This window comes from Microbacterium sp. T32 (assembly GCF_001619615.1).
In the GTDB taxonomy this organism is placed as follows: Bacteria; Actinomycetota; Actinomycetes; order Actinomycetales; family Microbacteriaceae; genus Microbacterium.
In genome coordinates this window covers 39,171-64,682 of record NZ_LQQP01000009.1, presented here as the reverse complement: position 1 = coordinate 64,682, position 25,512 = coordinate 39,171, and the positions used below count along the sequence as shown (strand labels likewise).

Below are 25,512 nucleotides of genomic sequence, written 5' to 3'. Positions count from 1 at the left end.
GATCAGAGCGCAGCGTCCCAGTGCCCGACGAACGGGTCCACGGGGCTCACGCCCCGCGGTTCGATCTCGCCGAACAGCACTTCCAGGGCGGCATCCACCGTCGCGGACGTCGGCGTGTAGCCGTTGAGCGCGGTGCGCACCATCGCCATGTCCTGCAGCAGGTACGGGTCGGCGATCGACACCAGCACGGTCGGGAAGGAGGACGGATGCCGCGGCGCGTCCGGCCCCTGCCACGGCGCCCACGCGACCCGCAGGCTGTTGGAGTTCCCCACGAATCGGACGTTCGCGAAGTAGATGCAGAGGTCGAACGCGTCCACTTCGGCCGAGGGCGACTGCGCGAGGGGCGACCGACGCACTTCCACCTCGCAGCCGCGTGCCCGCAGGCCCGCGACGAAGTGCGGCGCGAACGGGCCGGAGGGATCGTAGAAGGTCGGCTCATCACCCACCACCACCACGAGCACGCGCCGGCGCTCCGCGGCTCGCAACGGCAGCAGGTTCGCGGCATCCTTCGTCACCGTGATCGACCGGCGCGCGAGCACCCGCCGTGCCTCCAGGTCGTCGGGGTGATCGAAGGCGGGTTCGCCGAAAGCATCGCCGAACGGACTGAGGTGCAGGCCGAGCGACGCCTTCGTCGCCAGCACCCGGCGCACCGCCTCATCGAGCCGGTCGTCCGTGAGGATGTCGACGGCCTGCACCAGCGCGGCGAAGTCGGCGGCGACGTCGACGTTCCCGAGCACCACGTCCACACCCGCGGCGACCATCTCGGGCAGCGTCCGATCGCGACGTCCGGCGGTGGTGAAACCGGCCATCGCGGTGTTGTCCGACACGACCAGGCCCTCGAAACCCAGCCGTCCCCGCAGCACGTCGCCGATCAGCTCGGCGGCGAGCGACCCGGGACGTACGTCCGCATCGGAGAAGTCCGGACGCACCGACTTCGACAGGGCCCGCTGGCGGATGTGCCCGACCATGATCGACCGCGCGCCGGCGGCGATCACCGCCGCGTAGACGGCGCCGAAGGTGCGGGTCCACTCGTCGACATCGAGATCGTTGGATGAGGTCACGAGATGCTGATCCCGGTCATCCACGCCGTCACCGGGGAAGTGCTTGGGGCTTGTCATGAGCCCGGCCCGCTCGAGCCGCGACACGTAGTGAGAGCCCAGACGCGCGACGAGTTCGTGATCGGCGCCGAACGACCGCGTGTTCGTGATCGGGTTGGCGGGATTGACGGCGACATCGACGACCGGCGCGAACGCCCAGTTCATGCCGAGCGAGCGGGCGACGCGGATGCAGTGATCGGCGAGCGCGTCCACCGCGGCCTCGTCACCGGCGGCCGCGACCTGCATCGGGTTCGCGAACGCCTCGACGCCGGTGAGGAAGTTCACCGCGCCCGACTCGAGGTTTCCGGCGACGAGGAGCGGAATCCGGCTCCACTCCTGGAGAGCGGCGACGTCCCGCGCTGCGGCGGCCGGACTGCGCGGCAGCATCATCACCGCGCCGGGCGCGACGCCCAGGCGATCGAGATCCGACGTGAAGCGGGCCATATCGTCGCCGCGAAGGTACAGGCACAGCAGCTGGCCGACCTTCTGTTCGCGCGTGAGTCCCGCCAACGTCTCCTCCACCCAGGCGAGCCCGCGTCGATCGAGGCCGAACAACGGTGCCGACAGATCGACGGGTCGGGGCGGTGCGGGCGTCGCGTTCATGGGCAGACTTTCGGTCTCAGCGTCGAGAGGTCAGCACGAGGGTATACCAATACCATCGCATGCGTTGGTGTTCGTTTTGTTATACAGCGAGTGAGCATCAAAGTCTGGACACGAAACGTTACTCATGTGATAGTTTTCGTGCGTCGACACCGCGATGTCGATCCTCTGGACCTCGATGGAGAGAAAATGAGTCCCGCCCCTGCACCCGAATGCGTCGTGGGTTGCCGTCACGTGGCGAAGAGCTTCGGTCACGTCGAAGCCCTCCGCGACGCGAACGTCGCGGTTCGACCCGGCGAGGTCGTCGCACTGGTCGGCGACAACGGCGCCGGCAAGTCGACGTTGATGAAGACGCTCCTCGGCATCAACCGCCCCGACCGCGGCGACGTCATCATCGACGATCGTCCGGTGAAGCTGTCGTCCGTCCGGGACGCGCAAGCGCTCGGGATCGAGGCGGTCCACCAGGACCTCGCGCTCGCCCCGCACCTGTCGGTCGTCGACAACATGTACCTCGGCCACGAGGTGACGACCGGTCCGTTCGGCGTCCTCTCGCGCCGCTCGATGATGGAGAGGGCGGATGCCGCGCTGCGCGACCTCTCGATCGCCCTGCCGTCGCTCACGGTGCCCGTCCGTGATCTCTCCGGCGGCCAGCGTCAGGCGGTCGCCGTGGCGCGCGCCGTGATGTGGGCACGCACCGCGGTGCTCATGGACGAGCCGACCGCCGCCCTCGGTGCCCGGCAGTCCGAGATCATCTGCGAACTCATGCGCACCGTGGCATCCCGAGGCCTGGGCGTCCTGGTGATCTCGCACGACCTCCCCCGCATCCTGAAGGCCGCCGACACCATCACCGTGCTGTGGCGCGGCGAGACGGTGCTCGTGTCCCCCTCGGCCGATCTCACCGTGCCGGACCTCGTCGCCACGATGGTCGGCTACCGGAAGGAATCCGCCTGATGACCACCACCGGAACCGGCACCGCCCCCGCATCGACCGTCGATGATCGGGCGCGGCGAACCGCCCCCGCGATCGTGCGCTGGGTGAAGACCCGCGCGGCGTGGATCCTGGTCCTGAACATCGCGCTCGTCGCGCTGTTCACCGCGCTGTCGCCTCAGCACGTGTTCTGGTCGGTGGCGAACGGGCAGGCCCTGATGCTCGGCATGTCTCAGGCGCTCATGCTCGCGCTCGGGCTCGCCATGATGCTCGGCGCGGGGATCTTCGACCTCTCGCTGGGGGCCAACCTCGTGCTGTCCTCCGTCGTGGGGGCGCTCGTGATGCGCTCTTTCCAGACCACCCCGGGGGATGCCACGTCGTACCCCGATCCGGTCCTGGCGATCAGCGTCGGCCTGCTGGCCTGCGTCGCCACCGGCCTCGTCTTCGGTCTGGTCAACGGCTTGCTCATCGCCGTGGGCGGGATCAATTCGCTGATCGCGACGCTCGGGACGCTCGGAATCGGTACCGGGATCGCCTACCTGCTCTCCGGCGGAACCGACGTCGGCTCGCTGCCGCCCGCGCTGCAGACGAACATCGGCCTCAAGACGATCGGCCCGCTCCCCGTGCCGGCGATCCTCGCCGGGCTGATCTTCGCGGCGCTGTGGTTCACCGTGCGGTACACGCGGTTCGGCATGCGCGTGCAGGCGATCGGCTCGTCGCGCCCGTCGGCCGAACGTGCCGGCATCCGGGTCCGCAGCTACCTCATCACGCTGGCGCTGCTCGGTGGCGCCCTCGCCGGACTCGCGGGATTCATCGACCTCTCGCGCTTCGGATCCACCGCCATCGCCGGGCACGCGAACGATGCCCTCGGCGCCGTGACCGCCGCGGTGATTGGCGGCACGCTCCTCGAGGGCGGCTACATCTCGATCACGGGGACGCTGTGGGGAGCGGCCCTGGCGATCATCCTTCAATCCGGTCTCGTGCTTCTCGGCGTCTCGTCGTTCTGGCAGCTCATCGTCGTCGGCGCCGTTCTCCTGATCGCCGTTCTGCTCGACCGGTTCGCCTCGCTCCGGCGCAGCCGCCGGACCACTCCCTGACCCCTTCCCACCCCTCACCCGAAAGAGCCCACAGGAGCCAACGATGTCCCCTTCCTTCTCCACCCGAATCCTGGCCGCCGCTGCCGTGACGGTCACCGCCGCCGCCGCGCTCACCGGCTGCGGAGCGTCGTCGACGCCTTCCGCCAGCGGATCCGGCGCGACCGACATCCGCCTCGCCGCCGTCCTCCCGAACACCTCCGACCCGTTCTTCGCGACGATCTCGTGCGCGGCCGAAGCACAGGCGAAGACGCGCGGAGTGGAATTGAAGACGTACAACACCACCAACACGGACGCGAACGCGCTGGCCACGAACTTCCAGACCGCGACGCTGACGCAGCCCAACGGCATCCTCGTCACGCCCTTCAACAACAACCAGTTCCTCGCGCAGTACACCGACCTGATGAGCAAAGGCGTTCCCGTCGTCACGGGTTCGCCGAGCGAGCCGCAGGCGGAGTACAAGTCCATCTACAGCGACACGGACACCGCTCCCCTCGCCGCCGACATCGCCAGCCTGATCCCGGCCGGCGGAGGGTCGATGGTCTTCCTCGGCGGTGCTCCCGGCATCCCGCCGCTCGAGCAGCGCACGCAGCCGTTCGTCGACGCCGTGACCAAGGCGCACCCGGAGCTCGCCGCTCTGCCGACCGAGTACAGCGGCTTCGACGTCAACAAGGCCACGACCACGGTGTCGGCGCTGATCCTGGCGCACCCCGACCTGAAGCTCATCATCGCCGCCGACGGCCCCGACGGCCTCGGCGCGGCCGCCGCCATCTCGCAGGCCGGCAAGGCCGGTCAGATCGCGCTGGTCGCGTTCGACGCCGTGCCCGGTGAGGTCGACGCGCTGAAGGCCGGGACGATCACGGCCCTCATCGCGCAGAACCCGACCGACATCGGAGCGAAGTCGATCGACGCGCTGGTCGACTACCTGCAGGCGCACCCCGACGGCGGGGCCATCTCCCCCGACGGCACGGTCGCCGTGCCCAACAAGGTGCTGACCAAGGACACGGTCGGTTCGCCCGAGAACGCCGGCTTCCTCTACAAGGCGAGCTGCTGAGTCGCTGCCACAATTCCGAGTGGGGCGCTGACCTGGTCAGCGCCCCACGACCCGTTCGGAGGACCCATGTCGCGCACGCCCCGCGCCTCGTTCACGCGTGACGAGTTCGAGCGGCTCCTCCAGCGGGTCGCGGGATCGCGCGACACTCCGCGAAACCCCGCGTCGGGGATCGAGGGTCTCCCCCTCACCGGCGTGAGCGTCAGCGCGGCCGCCCCGCCCCCGATCGGCGACGACGAGCGGGCTTTCCGCCTCGAGCAGTGGGTGGACCGCGCCGAGACCTGGCACGCCCGGAACGAGCGGTTCTCGCTCGACGTGCACGGGTCTGCCGCGATGACGCACATCGACGCGCTGTCGCACTTCGGTCGTCCCGGCCTCGCGCCCTCGGACGACGTCCGCGCCCTGCGCGACGGCATCGTCGGCCGCGGCGTCCTCATCGACCTCCCCGCGCTGCTCGGACGCAGTATCCGCCCCGGCGAGGCCGCGACCCCGTTGATGCTCGACGACGCCCTCGACGCCCAGCGGGTCGGCATCCATCCCGGCGATACGGTCTGGATCCGCCTCCGACGGACGACGGATGCCGAGCCCCGCACGCCGTCCGCCGAGGTCGCGGACGAAGCCGCCCCCGGCGTGAGCTTCGCCTGCGCGGAACAGGTCGCCTCCTGGGCGCCGGCGGCGATCATCACCGACGCCGGGATGGACCCGTTCCCGAGCGAGGTCGCGGATATCCCCGTCCCGTGGCACATCCTGCTGCTGACCGCCCTGCGCGTGCCGCTCGTCGACTTCGCGGATCTCGATCGCGTCAGCGCCGAATGCCGTGAACGCCGCCGGTGGGAGTTCGTCTCGGTCCTCGCGCCGCTCCCCCTTCCCGGCGCGTCGGGTTCGCCGGTGAACCCGCTCGCGCTGTTCTGATCGCCCACCCCGCACCCGGAGAATGAGTGTCATGGCCGCCAGTAGACGCCCCGCCCAATACGCACCCGGCATCGCGCGCAAAGAGGCGATCATGGATGCCGCTTTCGTCGCCTTCGGCACCGTGGGGTACTGGAACACGACCATGAAGCAGATCGCCGACGACTGCGACGTGACACGCGCCGGACTCCTTCACCACTTCCCGACCAAGGAGGCGCTGCTCGAGGCGGTCCTCGGGCGCCGTGACGAGCTGAACCGTGCGCGGTTCTTCCAGGACAGCTGGCCGCCGGGACGCGATGGACGGCACTTCCTCATCCGCATGGTGCGGCTCGTCCTCGCCAACGCCGCACAGCCCGGCATCATCAACCTCTTCGCCGTCCTGTCGGCCGAGGCGATCGCCCCGAATCATCCAGCCCACTCGTACTTCGCCCACCGGTACGAACGCACCAAGGGCTGGATCCGCGAGGCCTTCCTCGACCTCCGCGCCAAGGGTCAGCTGCGTCCCGGCGTCGACGTGGGCACGATCGACATCGATCTCGTCTCGCTCCTCGACGGCCTGCAGGTGCAGTACCTGTACTGGCCCGATCAGGTCGACATGGCCGAGCGCTTCCGCGCCGCCCTCGCGCAGGTCCTCGTCGAACCCCTCACCGACGAAGAGATCGAGGCGGATGCCGCTTCCTCGACGCCCGAGGTGGAGTCGGTCTGAGACGGGGGGCTCTCGACTGCGCGCCGACGACAAGAGGCCCGGGCCCCCGCATTTCTGCGGGGATCCGGGCCTCGACTGTCGACCTTGTCGACCTCTGTTCAAACAATTCGGCGACCCCTGTTACGGCCGACAAGAGCAGGCAGATCCTGAAGGCGTCCGGGGCAGGTGAAGGGGCTCCAGTCGCCGCAAACTGTAGGACGCGGCCATGGACTCGACTCTCCGCATCTGAACAAGTTGAGGTGGTGCGGCTCTACTCGAGCGGTGCGACTTCTACGGCGCTCGCCGGAGACTTCAAGGTCGCGAAGTCGACCATCCTCCGGATCTTGCGCGAGAACGGCGTCGTGGTTCGACGCCAGCCGCTGACCGCCAAGCAAGTGAAAGAAGCCAAGCGGCTTTACGGATCTGGCTTCTCTTTGTCCGAAGTAGCGGAGCAGATGAAGGTGAACCAGGAAACGATGCGCGTCGCCATCATCAAGGTTGGGGTCGAACTACGAGCGCCGGCAGGTGGGCGAAAATGATCAGCGCTGGGTCAAGCCTATTCTTCTGCGGCGACGGGCTGGCCGGTTGCGGATCACTTGGCATTCGACTACGCCCTACCTCTGCGCGAGACGAATTCGCAGTCGCTTCGCACGTTCCTCGAATGCAGGCTTGCCGCCCTCGAGGATCTCGCACACCTCGTCGCGCACCTTCGGATTCTCAAGTCCGCCGCTGAGGTACGAGAGGGTGGGAAGGCCACCGGGAACGTGCGCTCCCGCGCCTGCGATGATTACCTGGTCAGCGTCGGTGTTCACAACGAGGTTCGCGTTGTGGGTAACGATGATGATCTGGCGACGACGACGCGTCTCCACGAAGCGGCCGACGAGCTCGTCGAATATCGACTTCGGGTCCAGGTTCTCTTCCGGCTGATCAATAATTAGCGGTCGATCGTCGCTTTGATCGATCGCCAGGTAGAGCAGGAGCAGAACAATGCCGCGCGTACCCGGTGAGAGCTGTTCGATGTCGACGCCGTCATACTGCACGCCGTAGCTCACGGTGATGTGCTCGGTGCTGTTCAGCCAGGCAGAGACCTCTTTGCCCCACGCCCAGTACGCCTTGGCATCGGTGCGCGGGACTCTCGCCTGCGCCATGAGGTGCTGGTCGTGATCGGCGCGGAACGTGTTCATTGCCTCAGCGACTTCGTTGCTCGCGCCGTTCTCCCACGCTGGGAGTAACGTCTCGGTCGCGACGCGCAGCAACTCCCCGCGGCCGCGGAACTCACCCATGCGTAGATCTAGCAGGCTCTCGCCCTGCGCTGCCCACGCCTCGACATCGACGAGGCGACGAACACTGAAGCTCAGCTTTCCGAGCGTACCGAGCTCCGTCTCGAGCATCTCCTTGAGCGGCGAGTACATCTCGGTCAGCTGATCTTGCTCCGAGGCGAAGCCATCGAACAGGGATGCGTAGGCCTGCTTTCGCTTGAGTTGGAGCGCCTTCATGCGGTCGCTCGCACCCTCGGCATTCGTAATCTTCTTGTCGGCCGCAGTGAGGAGGGACTCGTTTCGCGAGATGCGCGTGTTCAGCGCCTCCAGTTGCTTCTGCTTCGCACTATCCAGACCGATGAGCTGACCCAATCGCCACGCTTCTGTCCGGAGTACGTTCAACGACTCCTTCGACAGATCCGCGTCATCGGCGACGAACGCTGGCATCTCAACCGGCGGCACGTCTGGTCGTGCTGGCATCTCTCCCGTGTGAGCGGCAATGGCAGTCTTGGCCGCCGCCAACCTGACATCGATGGTCGCCACGGGATCCCCCGCGAAGGTAATTGCGAAGACCTTCCACTCTTCAGCGCTGAGGCCGGCGGCCTCATGTGTTCGCTCCAGGTTGGCGGTGACGCCAGGCAGACGGCGATCGCGCAGGTCAAGAGTGGTTGAGCGAAGTTCTCCCAGCGCCTGCTCGCGGCGACGAAGCCCATCGATTGCCGCCTGTCGGGACGCGAGTTCCGCGTTGATCTCGTCGAGTCGCTGTGAGCGAGCTTCGCCGCCGACGATAACGAGCTTGCTGCGCGCACCCTTGTCCTCTGTCAACAGCTTGGTGAGTTGCGCCTGCTCGACCCTGAGAGCAGGGAGCTGGTCCAAGGTCGCGCGCTCAGTGTCGATCTCATCCGAAAGGTCGTCGATCTCCTGTTTCGCATAGGCGCGCAGTCCGCGGCCATGGTTGGCCCGGATGTCGAGAAGTTCCCGGAAGGTAGAGGCGCCAAGGCGGTCCTCGTATGGGTGCGCCTCGAAGATGACGCGCTCTATCTCGTCGAGTAGCTCATCGGTGATGCCTTCTGACGAGCACAGCCTCTCAACGAACTGCTGGGAGAGGTACTGGACGGCGGGAGTCTCGTCAGGATCAACAACGGGAGGGAGCGCGGCGTAAGTCGTGCGACGGTCCGCCCAAGTCAGCTCGACAGCGGCACCTTGGACGTGACGCTTCGCTCGCTGCAAGAAGGTCTTGTCGGTCGCGTCGTCGCTTGCGGCGCCCGCACCCGCCGCGATGAGGTCTGCCAGGGCCGTCTTTCCAGAGCCACGGGCTCCGATGATCGCGACAAGTCCGGACGACAGGGGAACGCTACCGTTACTGAACCAGGGAGCGCCGCTGACCGAGATCTCCTGAATGACACGATGCGGTAGTGCGCCTGACGGCGGTGTGTCGGCGACGATGGCGCGCTCACGAGGCTCGAGGCACGCCTGACGAAGTGACTCAAACGTCGCATCGCCCTTGATCCACGAGTAGCGATTCTCGGCTGGCTTGCCGACAGCGGCGAGGCCATGTGCGTCGCTCCCGTGGAGGCACACCTTTACGCCGTCGTACTTCTCGTTGAGCTTGTCGACTGATTCGACACCATCGCCGATCCAAAAGCTTCGCTGCTTCGGCGAACTGGCGAATATGACCCGAGCGACTCGCTCGATCTCAGTCCGCACTGCAGCAAGAGACGCACCGTCATCGCGAACGCCGGAGGTTCCGTCAGTAGAACTGCCGGCGACCGCGACGATGATATGTTGCTGCGCCCAGGCGCTCTCGGAGAACGACTTCTTCAAGTTCTCCATCGTCACCTTGAACAGGTTCGAGCCGACGCTCAGCGCAGCCCCGTTGTCGACGATCTTGGGGTCGGACTTCTTTCCAAGCCGTATCAGGTCTGCCGGGTTGCAGGCGTACGTCTCCGAGCCGTACTGAAAGGTCAGCGTATTGAGGAAGCGCTTGGCCTCCTCGACGTGATCGGGATCTTCCGGCGAGATAAGGAGGTGGATGTTGACCGGGTTCGTTGCGGTGGCCGTCGGAAGGCGCATCTCGACGTTGGCAAACACGAGTCCGACGTCTGCTAGGCGACCCGCGACTTTGTACGCGACGACCTTCTCGTAGTCGGCGATGCTGTAGTAATCCGTGACACCGAGCGCCTCGATGCGCGGCTCGGAGTTCTCGATGAGCGTGAGGTACTCATCCCAGTCGTCCGCACCAAACTGATTATTCAGCGCCGTGCCGGGCGCATGAATGTGCGGATCCCATCGTCTCCAGATGGAACCGCGAGGATCCGCCGTCGAGTTCACAGGAGCTTCTCCTGCCGCGCCGTGCTCGAACGACGGAGACGCGCGTAATCGAGCAACTCGCTCGCCCGAGCGTTCTTCTTCTTCCAGTCCTTCACGATCGTCTCGCCGAGTAGGACATAGTGCCACAGGCGGCCATCGCGCTGATCTTCGGGCAGCTCGTTGATCTGCTCGCACCAGGCGAGCGCCGCCCGCTGCTTGCGCTTGACGTTTTCATCGCTCAGCGCAGACTGCGCCTTCGTCTCGACGACGTAAATGTCGTCGCCGGTGCGTACAAGGAAGTCCGGCGAGTACTGCGCAGGCATGCCGTCCGCCTTCAAGTACGGACGTCGCAGGAAGTCGTGGCGGTATTCGTGCACTTTGGCGAGCGCCTCAATGGCAGTGTCACCGTCGGCCCAGTGGATGAACGTGCGCTCGAGGCCGCCGGCCTTCGTTGGGATCGGCAGGCGCTCGTAGATGCACTTGTTGACGTCGGCGGCCGAGCTGGCTCGCACGGGGATCGTCGCGACGTCAGAGAGCTTCCGGTACTGCACGACCGCGGAGTCGACCTCTTGGTTCTCCTGCAGCTCGACGAGCATGGTGGCGAAAGTGCCGGCCAGCTCGTGGGCGACATCGTCCAGCATAAGAACGCGCCAGTTCTCGCCTTCGAGCGGGTCGAAGGCAGCACCGAACATGCGCTTGCGGATGTAGGTATCGATCCAGCCGAGAAGGAGCGGTCGGTACGACTGGAGAATCGGGAACTGACTGATCTCGCGGTACTTCTTCGCCGAAGTCGTCATGTTGCGACCAAGCGCCTCGGTGACGCGCGTGGTCATCCGCGAGAGGTAGTCGTTGTAGCCGGTCGCTGTCAGCACGCCTCCGTCGACGCGGTAGTCGCCGAACTGGGTGCCGGTCTGTTGGTCTTCGGAGACGAATCGGTCACCCTTGCCGACCTGCTTCAGGATGAGGTCGAGTGGGAAGCGGCTTACTGGCAGCTCCAGCGGGTTGATGCTCGGCTCTCGCAGCTCCTCGTCGGCGTCGCGGATAATAATCGGGATCTCGAAGTCGTATGCCTGATAGCCCGGGCGAAGGTCGACGAATTCAAGGTCACCCGTAGCGGAGGTGTTCTTCTCGTCCTCGTCGCCGACCTCGACGGCCAGTCCGCCGTTGAGTAACTCTTCGTAGAAGTTCGAGAAGGCCGGGTGCTCGACGACGAAGAGCACGTCGAAGTAGTTGGTCGGCTCCATGCGCTTGGCCATACGCTCACGCGTTTCAGCCTTCAGCTCGTCAATAGCATCGTTGCCGCGCCACATGAGACGGAGACCGCGACCGATGGTCTGCTCGAGCAAGATCGAAGCCTGCGAAGACCGCAGCGGGACGATGACGCAGATATTGCTGACGTCGAAGCCCTCGCGGAGCATCAGGACGGAAACAATGACCTTCGGCTGCGCGTGCTTGTCGACGTCGAAAAGCTTCTCGCGGACCGGCTCCCAGTCTTTGGCGCCGAGCTCAGACTTGCGGCCCGAGTCCACACGGAGGATGTCGTCCTCGGAGAGCCCGGCCGTCCTCAGGAACTCCTCGACGTGCGGAGACACGGTCGTGTCCTCACAAATCACGAGTAGCTTCGGGTGCTTGTCCGGGTCGGCGTCTTTGAACTTGTCCTCGAGGATCTGCAGCTTCTTGAGGCCGGCGCGCAGCATGACGCGTTGACCGTTCGATAGACCTGTGACCGCGTTCTGTTCATCACGCTCGGCGCGGAAGTCGAGCGGGAGGGCGGCGACCTCCTTCCGCTTGTCGAGTGCCAGTGCCTTCACGAGACCGGCCTTCATGGCGGAGGTCAAATCAAAGTCGACGACGATGTGCGGGAAGTAGGCCTTGTTCTTGTTCCGGCCCGAGCCCACCTCGTTATAGGGCGTCGCCGAGAAGTCGAACTGCATGAAGCGGGCGCCCTTGGTGGAAGCAATCTCCGTCAGGCTCTTCTGCCACTCGACGTCGGTGACCTCTTCGGACTTCTTGACCTCGTGAATGTGGTGTGCCTCGTCGTTGAAGACGACCAGGCTCGGCAGATCCTTCAGCGCTTCGAGCGGGCCGCCGCGTGCGAACCGGCGATCAAGGGTGTCGAGTGCGTTTCCAGCCGACGTGCCTGGCGTGAGCGGGAAGATGCTCTGCACCGCGTCCTTCGCACTGATCTCTGCGCCCGGTGCGTCAATCTCGTCCTCGTCGTGGAGGAAGTCCGGATCTTCCTGCCCGGCGAGCAGGTGCCAGTTGGTAATGGCGATGAGCCCCGAGCCCGTGACCTTGCGCCCGATCTCCGTCTTCGTCACGACCGAGGACTGGAGGAAGGCAAAGACCTTCGTGCGGTAGTTCTCCGGAACGAAGAGGTCACGCTGCGAGTAGATGTCGCTGGTGGAGAAGTCCCGTTCGCCGGCGTGCTCCTTGCCCATGAAGGAGTCGAGCAGGCGCTCGTAGACGATGAGGCCGGGCGCCACGAGAAGGAAGTTGCTCGAGAAGCGCGGGTCACTTGGGTTGGCGGCGTTGTTCAGGTGCTGCCAGAGCATGAGGGCGTTCAGCACCCAGGTCTTGCCCGTTCCGGTCGCCATCTTGGCGGCGTACTTCGGATAGTCGTGGCGCTGGCGCGTCACCTCACCGAGGACACCGCCCTGGAGCAGGTAGTCCCCAGCGACGGCGTCGTAGAGATCGCGCAGTCGTGTTGTCTTCAGTACCTCGTGCGCGTAGATGATGTTGAGGATCGCCTGGCGCTGGCCCTCGTGAAAGTTCAGGAAGCGGGTGTCGCAGTAGTCCTGCTCGAACCAGAAGCGCAGGAGCTCAGCTGTGACCGGCGTAACTTCTTCGAGCAGCGGTGCGCCGAGCCCTCCAATCAGATCCGGGATCTGAGGACCGAGAAGGGTACTTAGCCCCTTGGCGAGCGGGAAGTCAGCGAAGCCACTCATGCCGACACCTCGACGTCGCGGATGACTACCTCTGACTCGAAACCGAAGACGTCGACGGCACGGATGCAGATCGTACGTGCGCCCTCCTTGCGTCCGAGGTCAAGCGTGGCGGTCGTGACAACGCGCAGCGGGTCCTCGTCGTTATCGGTGTTTCCGCGGTAGTCCTGCCAGACCGAGCGGAAGACCTCACCGTCGTAGTCGGGATCAACGGCCCAATACTCGATGAGCGCGAGCGGCTCGTTGTTCATAACGTTCTGCAGCGCCGCGCGGTTCTTCTCGTCGAGATTGATCGCATCAGGAGAAAGCAGAACGTAGTTCTGCAGCGTGACCCCAAGCGATTCGCCCGTGGCGTCTCGAGTGCGAGCCACGACATCTGCCTGCAGGTACTGGAGACTCGAGAATCGCACCTCCGACGCAAGCTTGTCGGCGCCCTTCTTCTTGAGACGGTCGAGAAGGTCTGGTGGGATGACCAGGACTTCGAGCTTGTCATCGTTGAGGTCGGAGATGTCCTGACCGATGCCGGCGGCGAAGTTCCACCCGAGCACGATGACTTTGTCGAAACCGCCCATCTTTACTTCGCGGAAGCTCTGCGCTCGCCGGAGGGTCGACGTGGTCGTGAGACGCGCGGGACTGTCGACCATGACGAGTGTTCGCGTTCCCGGCAGGCGGCCGAGGCTCCCGTTGACGTTTTCTTCGGGAGGGAGCGGTAGCGCTCCGTAGACATCGAGAACGACCCGCGAGAGGTCGCCGACGCGGAAGCTGCGACCGAGAGTCGACCGAGCCTGCTCGACTTGGTAGTCGCCGATGGCTTGGTAGAGGAACGGCTTGGCCTCCTGGTCGATCAGGCGCTTGCGGGTGATCATCGTGGATGGCTTGCCGAGGTCGCTCACGACCCATCGCCGACCAAGCTTCTCGGCCGCCGCCGCCGTGGTGCCGGACCCCACGAAGAAGTCCGCGACAATCGAGTCTTCGTTGCTCGACAGCTTGATGATGCGATTGAGGAGCGCCTCAGGCTTCTGCGTCGCATAGTTGACGATCTCGGCATTTCGCCCTTTGAGAAGCGAAATGTCGGTCCAGAGGTTCGTGACGAGCTGACCAGGGTAGGTGTCGAGGTACACCTTCCTATAGATCTGCTTCTTCTTATCCTCGGGGAAGTAGAGGAGGCCGGCTGCGTCCAGCTCCTCCATCTTGGGGCGTGAGTAGCGCCAACCATTTGGTGGCGTCTTGTAGCCCTTGTAGTCGTAGATCAGGTTCTGGCGATAGGTCGGACTGCTGCAGACGTTGAGCATGAACCGGCGACCATCCTCGTCCTCGTGCCGGAACATCTGCTCGACATACTCCGGGTCGGGGTCCATGTAGACCTTGTTGAAGATGTAGTTGTCAGTCTTTGAGTAGTGGAAGATCGTGTCGGTATTGACCGACATCTTGCTCATCGTGCTCAGCGCGGAGCCGCCCTTCCGCTTCCACACCACCTCGTTCTGGAAGTTGCCCTTGCCGAACACCTCGTCGAGCAGGATCTTGACGTAGTGCGCGACGTGGTAGTCGAGATGCACGTAGATCGCCCCAACGTCGGAGAGGAGCTCACGCATGAGGACGAGCCGCGACGCGATCATCGCAAGGTAAGAGGCGGTGCCGTCGGACCAAGTGTCTGAATAAGCGAACTGCTCCAGCACCGTTGGCTTCTGGTCGAGTGTCACGCCCGGAAGAGTGATCTTCGTGCGGTAGTCGGCCTTCGAATCGAACGGAGGGTCGATGTAGATCAGATCAACCTTGCCCCGCATGCTCGGAGTGACGTCGTCGCCGGCGAGCAGAGCCGCAATCGCGAGGAGGTTGTCGCCGTAGATGAGCCGGTTCGGAGCGGTCGTCGTCTCCTCGTCTGCGCGGGAGCCCCAGAGGTTGAACCCGGCCCTGTCCTTGGACGGGATCACGAGCTCCCGGGTTTGCAGACTGACCTTGTTCTGGCCCTCCAGCTGCTCGAGGATCTGCGCCGCCTGTCGCTTGCCTGCAGCGACGATGCTGGGCAGTTGCTCGAGTAGTGATTTGGCCATACGGGTGAGGTCTCCTTCGCGCGGCAATGCGCGGATTAGTAGTGAAGCGAACGGGCACCTAAACGATATCGGCGTGCCCCGACTTCCGAACGGAGACGGGGCCGTTCGAGGCGCCACAGGAAAGCAGCGAGACCTCGGGTGCGGTCTCCTTACTTATACCATGACCAGGGCTTTTCGCGAATGGTATGTGTCTCAGAAACTCACCTTGAGGTCGTGCGAGGAACCCAGAAACGGCGCGCTGAGTCATCCCACGGAGCCGCGTCGGCATGCTCGGTGTCCGAGGTCGCGGAAAGTATCTTGCTATGCCCAGGTGCCAGAAGGTTCGCTACCACGCTCGGTCGCTGCACTCCTCGCCCTAGCCTGGGCGGAACACAAGTACGGGTCACATCGCGCCAAGACGGAATCTCGCGCCTACCGATGCCCCGACTGCGGCGGTTGGCATCTGACCTCTAAGAAGTACGGGCGGCAGCGGCTCGGAACGTGAAGAGCGGCGACCACAAGCGGCTGAAGTGGCCGCCGCCGAATCAGTCGGACGAGATGGCATTGGTGGCGGTCGCCGTGAACGGAGCGAGCCGGACGTTCTTCACCTTCGGCGAGCGCTCGAGGAGCACCATTCCCCAGACGATCGCTTCCCGAACGTCGTCGTGCCCAACATCACCTTGTCGCCAACGTGCATCGGACTCGGTCAGGTACTCGACGCGCCGGCGTCGGCCGGATGACGTCAGGTCGAGAACCGTCTCCGGCACATCGGTGCTGTCGCCTCGCCGATTCGGTATCCCGACGATCACGGCGTCACCGACGAGCAGCGCCTTCTGGCGAGCCGCCGGAACGTGGAACCACCACAGGAACGTGGCGCGAGGGTTGAGTGGCAGCTGCCGAATCAGACCCACCTCATTGATGTAGATAGACACGCCGAGCGACGGAATGTCGACCGGCTCGATCCAACCGCCGACCGCGCTCTGGTAGTCGTGGAGCTGTGCGAACTCACGCGGCTCGATCGGTGCCGCGTCGTCGACAGGCACGAACAGGCCTAAGCTATCCGGTCCTCCTTGATGCGGGCGGCCGGGAACCTGATGGTTCCGCTGAGAGCCGCTGAGCACCAACGAGGGGTAGGTGCGCTTGCCGCTCTCAGGGAGCTCGGACAGCCCGAAACTCAAGGCAGCACGCGTCGCTCAGGCGGAAGCCCGCACGACGGAGCGCAGACGGATCTGCACGCCCGACCGGGTGGATCGGCTGAGAAGCATGCACCAGACGGCCGCGTCGAAGACGTTTCTGAATTGGGCGCGCGTCTCGCTCCACATGCGGCCGGCGTGACTCCGCGCGTCGATGAAGAACGTCGTCGCCTCGAACACGTCGCGCACGAGCTCCTCCGGCACGTCGCCGTCGTTCTCGTTGCCGGAACCCGAGAACACCACATCGCCGAAGAGCAGCGGTCGCCGCATCGGGTCGACGGGGCCGGCACCTCGGGCAGTTCGTTCTCACTCACGAGTGGGCCTCGTCATCGGACGCGGCCGACGAACCCCGCATGGGTTCCTCTTGGTGAAGCCGCATCCCGGCGAGGAGGACTGCTGAGTATGACGAACAGAATCGCGACGTCAATGCGCCGGTCGCGCTCGTTGTGAAAAGCACAACGCGTGGGCTGTTCTCGTCGCGGACGAGTTCGGTCATAGTGCTAGACAGACATGACGAAACTCCACCCGATCCCGAACTGCTCCCGAGGTCACCGATGATGATCGACTACAACGTCCGAGACGACTGGCCGGAGAACACTCCGGACTGGCTCAAGTCGCTGGTGTCCTCGCTCGACCGCCGCCATACGTTCTCGACCGTGCTTCCACTCACCGTGGTGGCGGAGGAAATCGTGCAGTGGATTGAGCTGGCGAGTGGTGTCGATGCCTGGAGGAAGGGCGCAAACCGCGACTCGCTCGACCGAGACATCGCACAGTCCGTCGCGAGCATGGGGACGCATCTCAGCACCCACGTCGCTTCCGAATTGGCAGCGTTCCGCGCCGCGTTCGCTGCGCTGTCCGCGAGTGGTAATGCGGTCTTGTCCGAGCCACCAGGCGCCACCCGCGTCGCCCTTGAGTGGCACGCACTGCTCGGTGCGGCACGAGACCTCCTCACGGCGCTGGAGTCGGACGATGCCGTGCGCGCGAGCTGGGACGACCTGGTCGACGTAGCCCAGGACCGGACGCTCCACCATCGCGAGTACGCGCCCATCGCCGACCTGCTGTTCGAGCAAATACGACGCAGAGGCGTGGAACCTGACTCGGCATTTCGTGGGCTCGTGTCGATCATGGCGTTCGGCCGTGACGCGGACGACAACCTCATTGGCGAGGCCACAATCGTACTCGCTGATCGGGTCGACGCGGCGCGCACGTTCATCGCGACGCCAGCGACGATCGAACCGGTGGCCGTCTGGCTTGGTTACAAAGGGCGCGCGCACGTGCAGCTCACCGCCGGACACGTGTCGTTCTACGAGCCACTCTGGGCGGTGCCGAACGCCGAGCCGGGTCGGCAAGACTTCGAGCACAAGGAAGAGCTCTGGGAAATCGTGAAGGGCGGCTACACCTTCCGCGTTCCAGAGAAAATGGACGAGAAGCGCCACGTCGAAACGCTCATCCGCGTCGACCTGGGCAACACCACTGCGGCCGGCGCCGTCGAACGAGCCATAGCAATCGTCGAGGTGATCTTCAACGTGGCGCTGCACCGATCAGGTGGGATTCGCCCCCAGCTTGCGGAGCATGTTGTCGTGCTCTCCGGAGTCCCTGCCGGCTCCGGCCTTCGCGCGGTCTGGGATCACACGGGATTCCCTGACGACACCTATGGCGCAGGCATGACGTCGGACGCGATCGAAGAGCACGGCCCACGGATCGCCGATGCTCTGGCGCGCGAAGAGCTTCCGCGGTTCTTGGCGGCTGCGATTGAAGTGCAGACCACGCTGGATCACCCCTTCAGCCGGGACATGGCGCTCCGTAAGCCCTCCGAAGCGGACATCAGCAGTGTCATCCCGCTCTCCGACCGGGTCGTTCAGCACGTGGCTGCGCATGCCGCGATGGATCCGAATACGCTCTTCCCCCTGCTTGGTGAGCGGTGGGCGCAAGCCCGGTGGCTCGGCGATCTCCAGCGGGCAGCGGGGATGTGCTTGCTGGGCGGCGGAGAAGACCGTGACCTGCAGCATGAGTTGACTGTCGAGTGGATGTCTAGCCGTCCAAAGCAGCCCTGGATTCTTCTCTTGGCAGATCGGGCGCGCGACTTCATCTCGCTCTGCCGACTCGAACACGAACGCGCCTGGATCGAGCGCATGTTTGCGAGCATCAGCGATCACGCGACCTACAGCGCCCTGATTGCTGAGCACGAGGCAGAAGGCGAGGTGCTCGAGGCCCGTCGCCGGCGAATCCGCAATGCCCTCGTCCACGGCAATCCGGCCACGTTCGCAGTAGTGCAATCGGCGCGCGACTACGCCGAGTTCCTTGGCGGCACGGCGCTCTACATCGCTCTGGAATCGTTCGTCGACGTGACCGATCCGCAGACAGCACTTGCTAAAAGGACCGATGAGTTCATCGCTCTGAAGTCCGGGAAGGACGCCGCGACATATTGGCGTGAGCGCATTGCAGCCGAGGGCTGGCCGCTGCCCTAAGCCAGAGCCCGTTTCGATTCGATGTTGGAAGCCACTGCCACTCTAAGAGGGTGACTGAGCTTGCTTACATGGTGCGCGAAGACTGGGGACAGCACGGCACCGCAATGATTCCGCAGAGCGCCGTGATCCGAGACTGGATCGGCGATCCGCCGTATCTCTTTGCAGTCACCGACGTGAAGAAGTTCAACCACGACGACCGCGGCGCCGACGTCGAAGCCGCCGAGTTCATCGCACCCGAGAAGGCGGATCGGATCGTCTTCAACATCCGCGAGCTCGGCAGCCTGGAGCGCGAAGACGAGGTCATCGACCACGCGGTCGTCGTGCTGCACCCGTACGAGCAACGTGAGCTTGAGACCATTCGTCGTGCGGTCGAGGCCGACTCGACCGGCAGGCTCTTCGTACTCATCTGGTCGCGATATGACCTGGTGCGCACCTGGCTCGATGGCCTCGGCGCGCTTAATCTTCACCCCGGCGAGTCGGTCCCGCTGAGCGATCCGCTCCTGCTCGCTGCGGCTGAGATGATCCACAATGAGGACTACACCGGCCTCAGCTCCGGCCGCGGCAAGGACGCCGTCGTCCAGCTTATTCGGGCCTTCGCCGCCGAGGGGTACCCCGTCGATCCCGACTCCGGGCTACGCGCCTACTTCGCGGTCGGCGGCAGCTTCCATCACGCCGAAACGATCGAGAAGCTCGTCAAAGAGATGACGGCAGGAACTCGCCACCGCGTAAAGCCGCGCTACCGCGACAACATCGTCGAGATCATGCGCGGGCAGCTCGCCGCGAAACAGTAGACGAGCCTAACCACGGGTGCGCGGGAAAGACGTCACGATCGACTCATGGCTTTGACTCTCGGCCCGCTCCTCATCGACGCTGGCATCGACCCCGCACAGGCGCTTGTCATCCGCCACGCCTTCGTGACCGACCCAGAGGAGAGCGGGCTACAGGGACTGCACGCGGACTCCACCGACGCCGAGATGTTGCCCTACACCGCGACGCGATCCTCGGACACGCGACGGTTTCCCGCAGTGCCGCCACGGTTCTGGGTGGTGTTCATCAAGGAGGGCGGAGACCAGGCGCGGTTCTGGTCCGTGGTGGAGAACCGCGGCCAGATCGCCTACGACGACATCCGGCGTACCTTCGACGTCGTCGAGTCCAATCACATGGCAGACCTTCGCAAGCGGCTCGTGATGGGTGGAGGTCGCTACGCACCTGGCGGATGAACGCGAGCACGACGGCGAGCTATCCCGTGATCGGCATTGCAGACGGAGCCGATTCCGTTCCCCGGCTTCGATCGCCTCGTCCTAAGCCATGTACAGCCTCAGGCGGTGATGCGCGAGCATCGCTACGCCTCGTGGCGCACTGCGCTCTCGCCTGTCGTCGGCGTCTACCTCATCACCGACACCTCGGACGGCCGGCATTACGTCGGCAAGGCAGACGGCGCCGAGGGTATTCGACAGCGCTGGAACGGCTACGCGACCAACGGGCTCGGCGGCACCGTCGAACTGCGCCGCGTTGAGCCCAAGAACTTCCGCTTCACTCTGCTGCGTGTTTTCGATCCGTCCACATCAACGCGGGACATCGACATCGCGGAAAGCCACTTCAAGGACGCGCTCGACAGCCGACGCCACGGGCTCAATCGGAACTAGCTCGAGCCGCGCCGGGCATTCAGGTCGGCCACCGGCGCCAGGGAAGCATCACGGAGATCGGCCGTGCTCCTCGAGCGCACGGCGCCGTCGCCCTGAATGGCGAAGGTCACGATGCCCAGCATGAGGTCCTGGACGTCCTGCGCTCGCACGTTCAGGGCGCGCGCGATGTCGGAGAATCCTTCTCCGCGCGCGCGCATGTCGCTCATGACCTGAGTGAGCAGACTCGAGGACTCGACCCGCAGATCGGATCCTGGCTCACCGCGGCGGAAACCAGCCATCGAAAGCTGCCTCGCAAGCGTGCTATAGGTCCACTCCGAAATCACGCCCAGGCGATGAGCACGCAGATTGAGGGCCATCGCGCTGACACGCCAACGCCGCTTGAGAACGAGAACGTCCTCGAGCATCAAGTTGCCGCGGATGGATCCCAACACGTCCGAGCGCGGCATGAGGAACGAGCTGGCGAAGTCATTCGCCGCAAGCTCCTTCTCCTTGCCGGGCTCGATGTGCAGTGACCCACCATGCATGACGAGGTGCCCGAGCTCGTGGGCGAGGTCGAAGCGCAGTCGCTCGGCGGACTTATGAACGTTGAGGAAGATGACCGGCGTCGCTCCATGGCGGAACGAGAAGGCGTCGATGGCTTGCAGCGGCCCTCCGGCCGAGTAAATCTTCGCGCCCTTGGACTCGAGCAGCCGCAGAAGGTTTTTGATCGGTGCCACGCCGAGCCCCCAGGCGCCGCGAAGGGCTTCCGCAGCCTGCTCGGGTGCGACCTCGTCGTCTGAACCGATGAGGTCCTGCAGCTCGGGCACCGCTGGGTCGGGCGCTCGGTAGGTGTCTTCGATCCAGTCCGAAAGCTCCATGGCGAGAGCTGACAGCGCCCGCGCGGTGTCCTCGTCCTTCTTGGCGAGTCGCGACGTTGCTCGGAAGTGGAAGGCATCCGAGGGCGGCAGCTGCTCAAGCGGCCGGTAGAAGAAGTCGACCGGGAAGTTGAGGACGCGTGCGAACTCACGGATCAGCTCTGGGCTGGGCGTTTCTTTGCTGCGCTCGGACTGCGACACCCACGGCGGAGTAGTACCGGCTTCAGCCGCGAGAGCGGTCGCGGTCATCTGGCGAATGGCACGCGCCATCTTGAGGCGCGCGGGAACGAAGGTGGTGGTGCTCATGGCCTGGGAACAGACGCGTCTCAGCGACGCGTCACGGTGAAGCCGACGTCGCCCTCGTCTTCGTCGTCGATCTCCTCGAAGGAGAACGCACCGAGCGCCAGGTCGAACGGCGGGAAGATGATCCGCTCCGACCATGTATCGATCTTCTTGCCGGTCATCGACATCGGGTGCGACAGCTCGAGGTAGACCATGCCGTCGCGCTCGTTGTAGAGCAGGATCCACAGGTCGTCGACCACGAACGAGCCGCCGTCACCCGTTGGCTGGTCGAAAAGGGCGACCTGGCCGTTGAGATCCACGCGACGAGCGAAGGCGACGCCCTTGTCGTTCTTGGTGCTGGGGTTGCCCCAGGCCACGCCCGTGAACTTGCCGCCGCTGCTGGCGACGAGGCCGAGCCGTAGCTGCGGGTGCGAGAAGTAGGGAAGGTTGTCCGGGTCGTCCCGCCGCCATCCACGGCGGAGCAGCATCAGCCCTTCGTGCAGCGCCTCGACCGTGCGCATCCAGCGTGTGTACTCAGGACCAGACTTGGGTGCTGCCGGCGAGACGGTGCGCTTCTCGGCGGCACCGACCGCGACGGCATGCTCGAACGGAGTCGCCTCGAGACGCATGGGGTCCAGCAGGCGCGCGAGATCCTCGCGGGTCTTCGGGGTGTGGATCGCCATCTGCGGTTCCTCTCGTCGCTGCCGTGATCAGAATGAGCATAGCGCGGCGACTTAAAGAACTGCCACATCGACTTAGGTGCGGCGTGTCTAGGCAGTCAGTCCGGGAACAGAGGCTCGTCGCCTTACGTCGCGGAGGCCGCGCGGTTGGTGCTCGCACTCCCGGCGCGGTTCGCCGAGACAGACGGGCTCGAAATATGGGCCGAGTGCGTTGAACGGAAAACGACCCGCTCCCCCACGATGATGCCTGCGTGGCGGCCCGACGGGTCGAAGACGTAGTCGCCCTTGATCTTGCCCACGTACGTCCCCGAGCGCGCAAACTACTTGGCACCGCCGCGCCGAAGCGGACGGCCGTTCTTCGTACAGAGGTCCGCCACGCGATCAGTGTGCGCCAGGCCTCGGACATCGAGAGGAGCGCCGGATGCCGAAGCTGACGGATGAGCAGAAGGCAGAGCGTGCGGCCAAGCGTCAGATGACGAACGCGCTCAATGAGGAGGCGAGAGCGCACCGCGGCGAGGCGAAGCGGCGCGAGTAGCGAGAGAATGGGATGTATTTGACCCACGAGCAGGCAGTGGCCGACGAGCCATGTCGAGGCTGGGGGCTACCCGTGATCGACACCCTCGGCAACTGGCCAGGCACAATGTACCTCATACCGGAGCAAAAGGTTGAGTATGACGCCGATCAGGCGAAGTACAAGGAGATGCGTCCGGCCTGCGACGCGCACCGCTGGAGCATGTCGGGATCTCGCGCCACCCACTGCGGCTACTGCTGCCCGCCGATCCCGATGTCGCCGGAGCAGTACGAGAACATCAGCCGACAACGTCGCTCCGCGGCAGCGAAGGGCGGATCCGAGGTCGCCGCGAGCGCCGGTCGCTGGGTGAAACTCACTGAAGAGTCGGCCAAGGCGCTCAAGCTCGGGAACGCAATGAAGGGCTCGTCGGACAGCGTCAGCCGGGCCATCGTGACCACGAGCAAGGGCAAGATCGAGCATCCTCGAGTTTGTGAAGCCCGGCACGGTCGGCTCAATGCTCGCCAACCCGGCGATGCTGGCGGGCGCCGCGGGCATCATGGCCCAGCTCGCCATGCAGCAGACCATGCAGGAGATTACGGATCACTTGGCTGTGATCGACGAGAAGGTCGACGACACCTTGCGGGCACAGAAGGACGGCGCGCTCGCCCGCATGATCGGCGTTGGGCTCGCGATCGACGACGCCATGCTCAAGCGCGAGCGCGTCGGCCGTGTCTCCGAAGTGACGTGGTCGAGCCTGCACGGTGCCGCACAGATCATCGCGGAGACGTAGTCCTACGCCCTCCGCCGTCTCGATGCTCTGGCCGAGAAGCTGGAGAAGAAGTCACCCGTCGGCGATATCGCCGAGGTCGCGAAGTACGCCGAACGCGAGGTTGAGGAGTGGCTGGCCGTTCTGGCACGCTGCTTCCAGCTCCAAGACGGTCTGGCCGTGATAGAGCTCGACCGTATGCTCGACTCCATCCCAGGCGATCTCGACCGGCACCGCGAAGCCATCCAGGCTGGCCGCGCGAAGCGCCGTGATCTGATCGCGAAGAGTACGGAGCGGCTACTGGCGCGAATGGATGCCGCAGCGGTCACGGCGAGCAACAAGGTGCTCTTCCATCCGTTCAAGCCCGGCGAGGTCGTGCGTTCCAGCAACGAGGTCGGTGCCGACGTGCTGGTCTTCCACGAGACGCTTGGCATCACAGACAGCCGCGTGGACATGAAGAAGAAGCGCTGGGGCACCGCGGCCATCGAAGCGCGGGAAGCGGCGGTCGAGGCCGGCGCTGCGAGAGTTCAGACGGTCGGGAGGCTCGGCGCAAGTAGAGCAGAAGCGGTCGCGTCCTTGAGCGTCGATTTTGCGCACAACGTGAAGGACACCGCGGGCAAAGTATCGAGCACCATCGCGTCGAAGATGCGTCGCGGCAACAGAGACGATTCGACGGACGCCGACGCATCATGAACCTGCTCAAAGAGAGCTCGTTCCGGCCCGCAGGTGACATCGACGCCGACGTGCCGAACGAGTTTGGCGTCTACGCCATCCGCCTTCGCGTGGGCTCGTCGCTGCCCGAGCCGTTCGAGTCGCACCTGGCGTCGCGCCGATCTCGACTCGTCTACTTAGGAAAGGCGACCTCGCTATCGAAGCGCATGCTCGGCAACGAGCTACGCGGCCGCGGTCACGGCACCTTCTTCCGGAGCATAGGCGCCGTGCTGGGCTACCGCCCAGCGGCGGGATCGCTGGTGGGCAAAGCGAACCAGTACAACTTCAGCTTCGTGGCCAAGGATCGCGCGCGAATCGTGGCCTGGATCAACGCGCACCTCGAAGTGAGCTGGGCGATAGTCCCCCAGACGGATGTCCGCGCGGTGGAGAAGGCGCTAATCCTGGAGCATCTGCCGCTGCTCAACCGTGAAGGTAATCCCTTGGCGCTGGCCGAGCTCGACACGCTTCGCATTGAGTGCCGCACCATCGCCGGTGGGCTGTCCACTTCCGCGTTGTAATTTCTACGTCGGCGAGCGTCTTGTCAGCATTGTGCTCATGGTTCATAGTCGTGCGCAGATATTGCCTTGGGCGATTCGAGAAGCTTCCGACCACATCAGCATCTGCTTTGACAGCGGAACGACAACTGTCGCGAACTGCAGTCGGCCGGAGGCTCGCTTACCGAGTTGCAGGAGGCGCGCGCTGTGCGTCCTGGTGGGCGTCCAGCAGATCTTGACCGTTGCGCCGGACTGAGCCTGCAACTTCCGCTTTGCCACCACGGGGTGGCGATGTCGGAAGGGCTCCGTAAGCTGACCTTCATGAGGAAGAAGCGCGACGCAATCACCGCTGCGGAGTCCGCGGCGCGTCGCATGCGTTTTGATCGCGTACGCCTTCTCAACGAGGAGCTCGATCGGTTGATGACCGACGCCGCGACGCGTGTCAGCGGTGTCACCAATAAGGCGTCCTTCCTCGCTGTGTCTGCGGGCGTCCTGATCACGGCAGCGACGGCGCAGCTTTGGAGCTTCGCGCGCGGGTTCGGGGTTGCCTCGCTCGTGCTCGCGTGTCTGGCAATGGCGTGTGCCGCGGTGGCATTGAGACCCGGCAAACGGCCCGGCATCGAAGCGCGTCGCCTAGTCGATCGGCACCTGGACTGCACGCATTCAGCGGGCTTTGTCGAGGCCGAGCTGGTGCGGGACAAGGAGACGGTGCTGACCGCGATCGAGCGCGACATCGCCAATCGCGGCCGCTGGGTCTGGGCAGGGTTCGGTGTCTTGGCGGCTGCAGCCGGTTCGCTCGCCGTCGTATTCAGCTTTGAGCTACTAGGGAGGTAGCAAGTGGGACGACCGGATTTTGATGAGAAAGCCTACGACAGCACAGGCGGTGAATCCCCGGGTACATCGATCGATAGCGCCTACTTCGGCGCACGCACCGGAGAAAGCAGCACAGGTGTCCTCTTCCATGGGGACACCAACATTCGCAACGTCTTCGGCACACGAG

The 25,512-nt window shown here is 64.9% G+C and carries 23 protein-coding genes; 14 read left to right on the top strand and 9 right to left on the bottom strand.

The window, feature by feature from the left end:
• Positions 1 to 2: 2 nt before the first annotated feature.
• Positions 3 to 1,700 carry a glycoside hydrolase family 3 protein gene (locus tag AVW09_RS04650; RefSeq protein ID WP_063256907.1) on the bottom strand — a complete coding sequence of 566 codons (1,698 nt, stop codon included), beginning with the start codon at positions 1,698 to 1,700 and terminating at the stop codon, positions 3 to 5.
• Positions 1,701 to 1,931: 231 nt separating this feature from the next.
• On the opposite strand from AVW09_RS04650, the gene AVW09_RS04645 reads away from it, so the two are divergent.
• The 6 genes from AVW09_RS04645 (at position 1,932) to AVW09_RS17575 (ending at position 6,902) form a co-directional block, all read left to right on the top strand.
• Positions 1,932 to 2,648, top strand: a complete 717-nt coding sequence (locus AVW09_RS04645) for an ATP-binding cassette domain-containing protein (protein ID WP_051038818.1) — start codon at positions 1,932 to 1,934, stop codon at positions 2,646 to 2,648.
• Positions 2,648 to 3,721 carry an ABC transporter permease gene (locus AVW09_RS04640; RefSeq protein WP_063256906.1) on the top strand — a complete coding sequence of 358 codons (1,074 nt, stop codon included), beginning with the start codon at positions 2,648 to 2,650 and terminating at the stop codon, positions 3,719 to 3,721. The genes AVW09_RS04645 and AVW09_RS04640 overlap by 1 nt, the downstream gene beginning before the upstream one ends.
• A gap of 43 nt (positions 3,722 to 3,764) precedes the next feature.
• Positions 3,765 to 4,772, top strand: coding sequence for a sugar ABC transporter substrate-binding protein (locus tag AVW09_RS04635; protein WP_063256905.1), 1,008 nt, complete (start codon positions 3,765 to 3,767; stop codon positions 4,770 to 4,772).
• Between the two features lie 66 nt (positions 4,773 to 4,838).
• Positions 4,839 to 5,681: a cyclase family protein gene (locus AVW09_RS04630; protein ID WP_063256904.1), complete on the top strand. Its 843-nt coding sequence runs from the start codon at positions 4,839 to 4,841 to the stop codon at positions 5,679 to 5,681.
• A gap of 31 nt (positions 5,682 to 5,712) precedes the next feature.
• Complete coding sequence (locus AVW09_RS04625) at positions 5,713 to 6,384, top strand: TetR/AcrR family transcriptional regulator (protein WP_197462563.1); 672 nt, start codon at positions 5,713 to 5,715, stop codon at positions 6,382 to 6,384.
• Between the two features lie 239 nt (positions 6,385 to 6,623).
• On the top strand, positions 6,624 to 6,902 hold the full coding sequence (locus tag AVW09_RS17575) for a hypothetical protein (RefSeq protein ID WP_156495971.1): 279 nt from the start codon (positions 6,624 to 6,626) through the stop codon (positions 6,900 to 6,902).
• Positions 6,903 to 6,977: 75 nt separating this feature from the next.
• Here the strand turns inward: AVW09_RS17575 and AVW09_RS04620 are convergent, their stop codons facing one another.
• From AVW09_RS04620 to AVW09_RS04600, 5 genes are all read right to left on the bottom strand, one after another.
• The gene (locus AVW09_RS04620; RefSeq protein WP_063256902.1) at positions 6,978 to 9,953 is read right to left on the bottom strand and encodes a TrlF family AAA-like ATPase; all 2,976 of its coding nucleotides are present in this window, start codon (positions 9,951 to 9,953) and stop codon (positions 6,978 to 6,980) included.
• A complete protein-coding gene (locus tag AVW09_RS04615; RefSeq protein ID WP_063256901.1) occupies positions 9,950 to 12,880 on the bottom strand; it encodes a DEAD/DEAH box helicase family protein in 2,931 nt (976 codons plus the stop codon). Before AVW09_RS04615 ends, AVW09_RS04620 begins: the two co-directional genes overlap by 4 nt.
• Complete coding sequence (locus AVW09_RS04610; protein WP_063256900.1) at positions 12,877 to 14,928, bottom strand: site-specific DNA-methyltransferase; 2,052 nt, start codon at positions 14,926 to 14,928, stop codon at positions 12,877 to 12,879. Before AVW09_RS04610 ends, AVW09_RS04615 begins: the two co-directional genes overlap by 4 nt.
• 524 nt (positions 14,929 to 15,452) lie before the next feature.
• Positions 15,453 to 15,950 carry a DUF3846 domain-containing protein gene (locus AVW09_RS04605; RefSeq protein ID WP_063256899.1) on the bottom strand — a complete coding sequence of 166 codons (498 nt, stop codon included), beginning with the start codon at positions 15,948 to 15,950 and terminating at the stop codon, positions 15,453 to 15,455.
• A gap of 150 nt (positions 15,951 to 16,100) precedes the next feature.
• A complete protein-coding gene (locus AVW09_RS04600; protein ID WP_063256898.1) occupies positions 16,101 to 16,370 on the bottom strand; it encodes a hypothetical protein in 270 nt (89 codons plus the stop codon).
• Between the two features lie 284 nt (positions 16,371 to 16,654).
• Between AVW09_RS04600 and AVW09_RS04595 the strand changes: the two genes are divergently transcribed.
• The 4 genes from AVW09_RS04595 to AVW09_RS18180 all read left to right on the top strand — a co-directional run bounded on the left by AVW09_RS04595 (position 16,655) and on the right by AVW09_RS18180 (position 20,214).
• Positions 16,655 to 18,568: a hypothetical protein gene (locus AVW09_RS04595; RefSeq protein ID WP_063256897.1), complete on the top strand. Its 1,914-nt coding sequence runs from the start codon at positions 16,655 to 16,657 to the stop codon at positions 18,566 to 18,568.
• Between the two features lie 68 nt (positions 18,569 to 18,636).
• The gene (locus AVW09_RS04590) at positions 18,637 to 19,359 is read left to right on the top strand and encodes a hypothetical protein (RefSeq protein WP_231901772.1); all 723 of its coding nucleotides are present in this window, start codon (positions 18,637 to 18,639) and stop codon (positions 19,357 to 19,359) included.
• A gap of 45 nt (positions 19,360 to 19,404) precedes the next feature.
• Positions 19,405 to 19,788 (top strand): hypothetical protein, encoded by a 384-nt coding sequence (locus AVW09_RS18185; RefSeq protein ID WP_231901771.1) that lies wholly within the window; start codon positions 19,405 to 19,407, stop codon positions 19,786 to 19,788.
• Positions 19,789 to 19,893: 105 nt separating this feature from the next.
• Positions 19,894 to 20,214, top strand: coding sequence for a GIY-YIG nuclease family protein (locus AVW09_RS18180; RefSeq protein WP_331709250.1), 321 nt, complete (start codon positions 19,894 to 19,896; stop codon positions 20,212 to 20,214).
• On the opposite strand, the gene AVW09_RS04580 is transcribed toward AVW09_RS18180, so the two are convergent.
• The 3 genes from AVW09_RS04580 to AVW09_RS04570 form a co-directional block, all read right to left on the bottom strand.
• Positions 20,211 to 21,374 (bottom strand): helix-turn-helix domain-containing protein, encoded by a 1,164-nt coding sequence (locus tag AVW09_RS04580; RefSeq protein WP_063256895.1) that lies wholly within the window; start codon positions 21,372 to 21,374, stop codon positions 20,211 to 20,213. The genes AVW09_RS18180 and AVW09_RS04580 overlap by 4 nt on opposite strands.
• Positions 21,375 to 21,394: 20 nt before the next feature.
• Positions 21,395 to 22,033 carry a hypothetical protein gene (locus tag AVW09_RS17570; RefSeq protein ID WP_063256894.1) on the bottom strand — a complete coding sequence of 213 codons (639 nt, stop codon included), beginning with the start codon at positions 22,031 to 22,033 and terminating at the stop codon, positions 21,395 to 21,397.
• 759 nt (positions 22,034 to 22,792) lie between these two features.
• Positions 22,793 to 23,011, bottom strand: coding sequence for a hypothetical protein (locus tag AVW09_RS04570; protein WP_156495970.1), 219 nt, complete (start codon positions 23,009 to 23,011; stop codon positions 22,793 to 22,795).
• 20 nt (positions 23,012 to 23,031) lie between these two features.
• Here AVW09_RS04570 and AVW09_RS17880 point away from each other — a divergent pair, with 20 nt between their 5' ends.
• From AVW09_RS17880 to AVW09_RS04550, 4 genes are all read left to right on the top strand, one after another.
• The gene (locus AVW09_RS17880) at positions 23,032 to 23,331 is read left to right on the top strand and encodes a hypothetical protein (protein WP_197462562.1); all 300 of its coding nucleotides are present in this window, start codon (positions 23,032 to 23,034) and stop codon (positions 23,329 to 23,331) included.
• Positions 23,332 to 23,487: 156 nt separating this feature from the next.
• A complete protein-coding gene (locus AVW09_RS17875; RefSeq protein ID WP_197462561.1) occupies positions 23,488 to 24,000 on the top strand; it encodes a hypothetical protein in 513 nt (170 codons plus the stop codon).
• Complete coding sequence (locus tag AVW09_RS04555) at positions 23,997 to 24,536, top strand: GIY-YIG nuclease family protein (protein WP_063256890.1); 540 nt, start codon at positions 23,997 to 23,999, stop codon at positions 24,534 to 24,536. Before AVW09_RS17875 ends, AVW09_RS04555 begins: the two co-directional genes overlap by 4 nt.
• A gap of 297 nt (positions 24,537 to 24,833) precedes the next feature.
• Positions 24,834 to 25,346 carry a hypothetical protein gene (locus AVW09_RS04550; protein WP_156495969.1) on the top strand — a complete coding sequence of 171 codons (513 nt, stop codon included), beginning with the start codon at positions 24,834 to 24,836 and terminating at the stop codon, positions 25,344 to 25,346.
• Positions 25,347 to 25,512: the final 166 nt, after the last annotated feature.

Bases quoted from the DNA above. Each gene is read 5' to 3' on its own strand.
- AVW09_RS04555 (WP_063256890.1), top strand. From the start codon at position 23,997: ATGAACCTGCTCAAAGAGAGCTCGTTCCGGCCCGCAGGTGACATCGAC.
- AVW09_RS04635 (WP_063256905.1), top strand. From the start codon at position 3,765: ATGTCCCCTTCCTTCTCCACCCGAATCCTGGCCGCCGCTGCCGTGACG.
- AVW09_RS04610 (WP_063256900.1), bottom strand. From the start codon at position 14,928: ATGGCCAAATCACTACTCGAGCAACTGCCCAGCATCGTCGCTGCAGGC.
- AVW09_RS04630 (WP_063256904.1), top strand. From the start codon at position 4,839: ATGTCGCGCACGCCCCGCGCCTCGTTCACGCGTGACGAGTTCGAGCGG.
- AVW09_RS04600 (WP_063256898.1), bottom strand. From the start codon at position 16,370: ATGCGGCGACCGCTGCTCTTCGGCGATGTGGTGTTCTCGGGTTCCGGC.
- AVW09_RS04550 (WP_156495969.1), top strand. From the start codon at position 24,834: ATGAGGAAGAAGCGCGACGCAATCACCGCTGCGGAGTCCGCGGCGCGT.
- AVW09_RS04595 (WP_063256897.1), top strand. From the start codon at position 16,655: ATGATGATCGACTACAACGTCCGAGACGACTGGCCGGAGAACACTCCG.
- AVW09_RS18185 (WP_231901771.1), top strand. From the start codon at position 19,405: ATGGCTTTGACTCTCGGCCCGCTCCTCATCGACGCTGGCATCGACCCC.
- AVW09_RS04615 (WP_063256901.1), bottom strand. From the start codon at position 12,880: ATGAGTGGCTTCGCTGACTTCCCGCTCGCCAAGGGGCTAAGTACCCTT.
- AVW09_RS04590 (WP_231901772.1), top strand. From the start codon at position 18,637: ATGGTGCGCGAAGACTGGGGACAGCACGGCACCGCAATGATTCCGCAG.
- AVW09_RS04580 (WP_063256895.1), bottom strand. From the start codon at position 21,374: ATGAGCACCACCACCTTCGTTCCCGCGCGCCTCAAGATGGCGCGTGCC.
- AVW09_RS04625 (WP_197462563.1), top strand. From the start codon at position 5,713: ATGGCCGCCAGTAGACGCCCCGCCCAATACGCACCCGGCATCGCGCGC.
- AVW09_RS04650 (WP_063256907.1), bottom strand. From the start codon at position 1,700: ATGAACGCGACGCCCGCACCGCCCCGACCCGTCGATCTGTCGGCACCG.
- AVW09_RS17570 (WP_063256894.1), bottom strand. From the start codon at position 22,033: ATGGCGATCCACACCCCGAAGACCCGCGAGGATCTCGCGCGCCTGCTG.
- AVW09_RS04640 (WP_063256906.1), top strand. From the start codon at position 2,648: ATGACCACCACCGGAACCGGCACCGCCCCCGCATCGACCGTCGATGAT.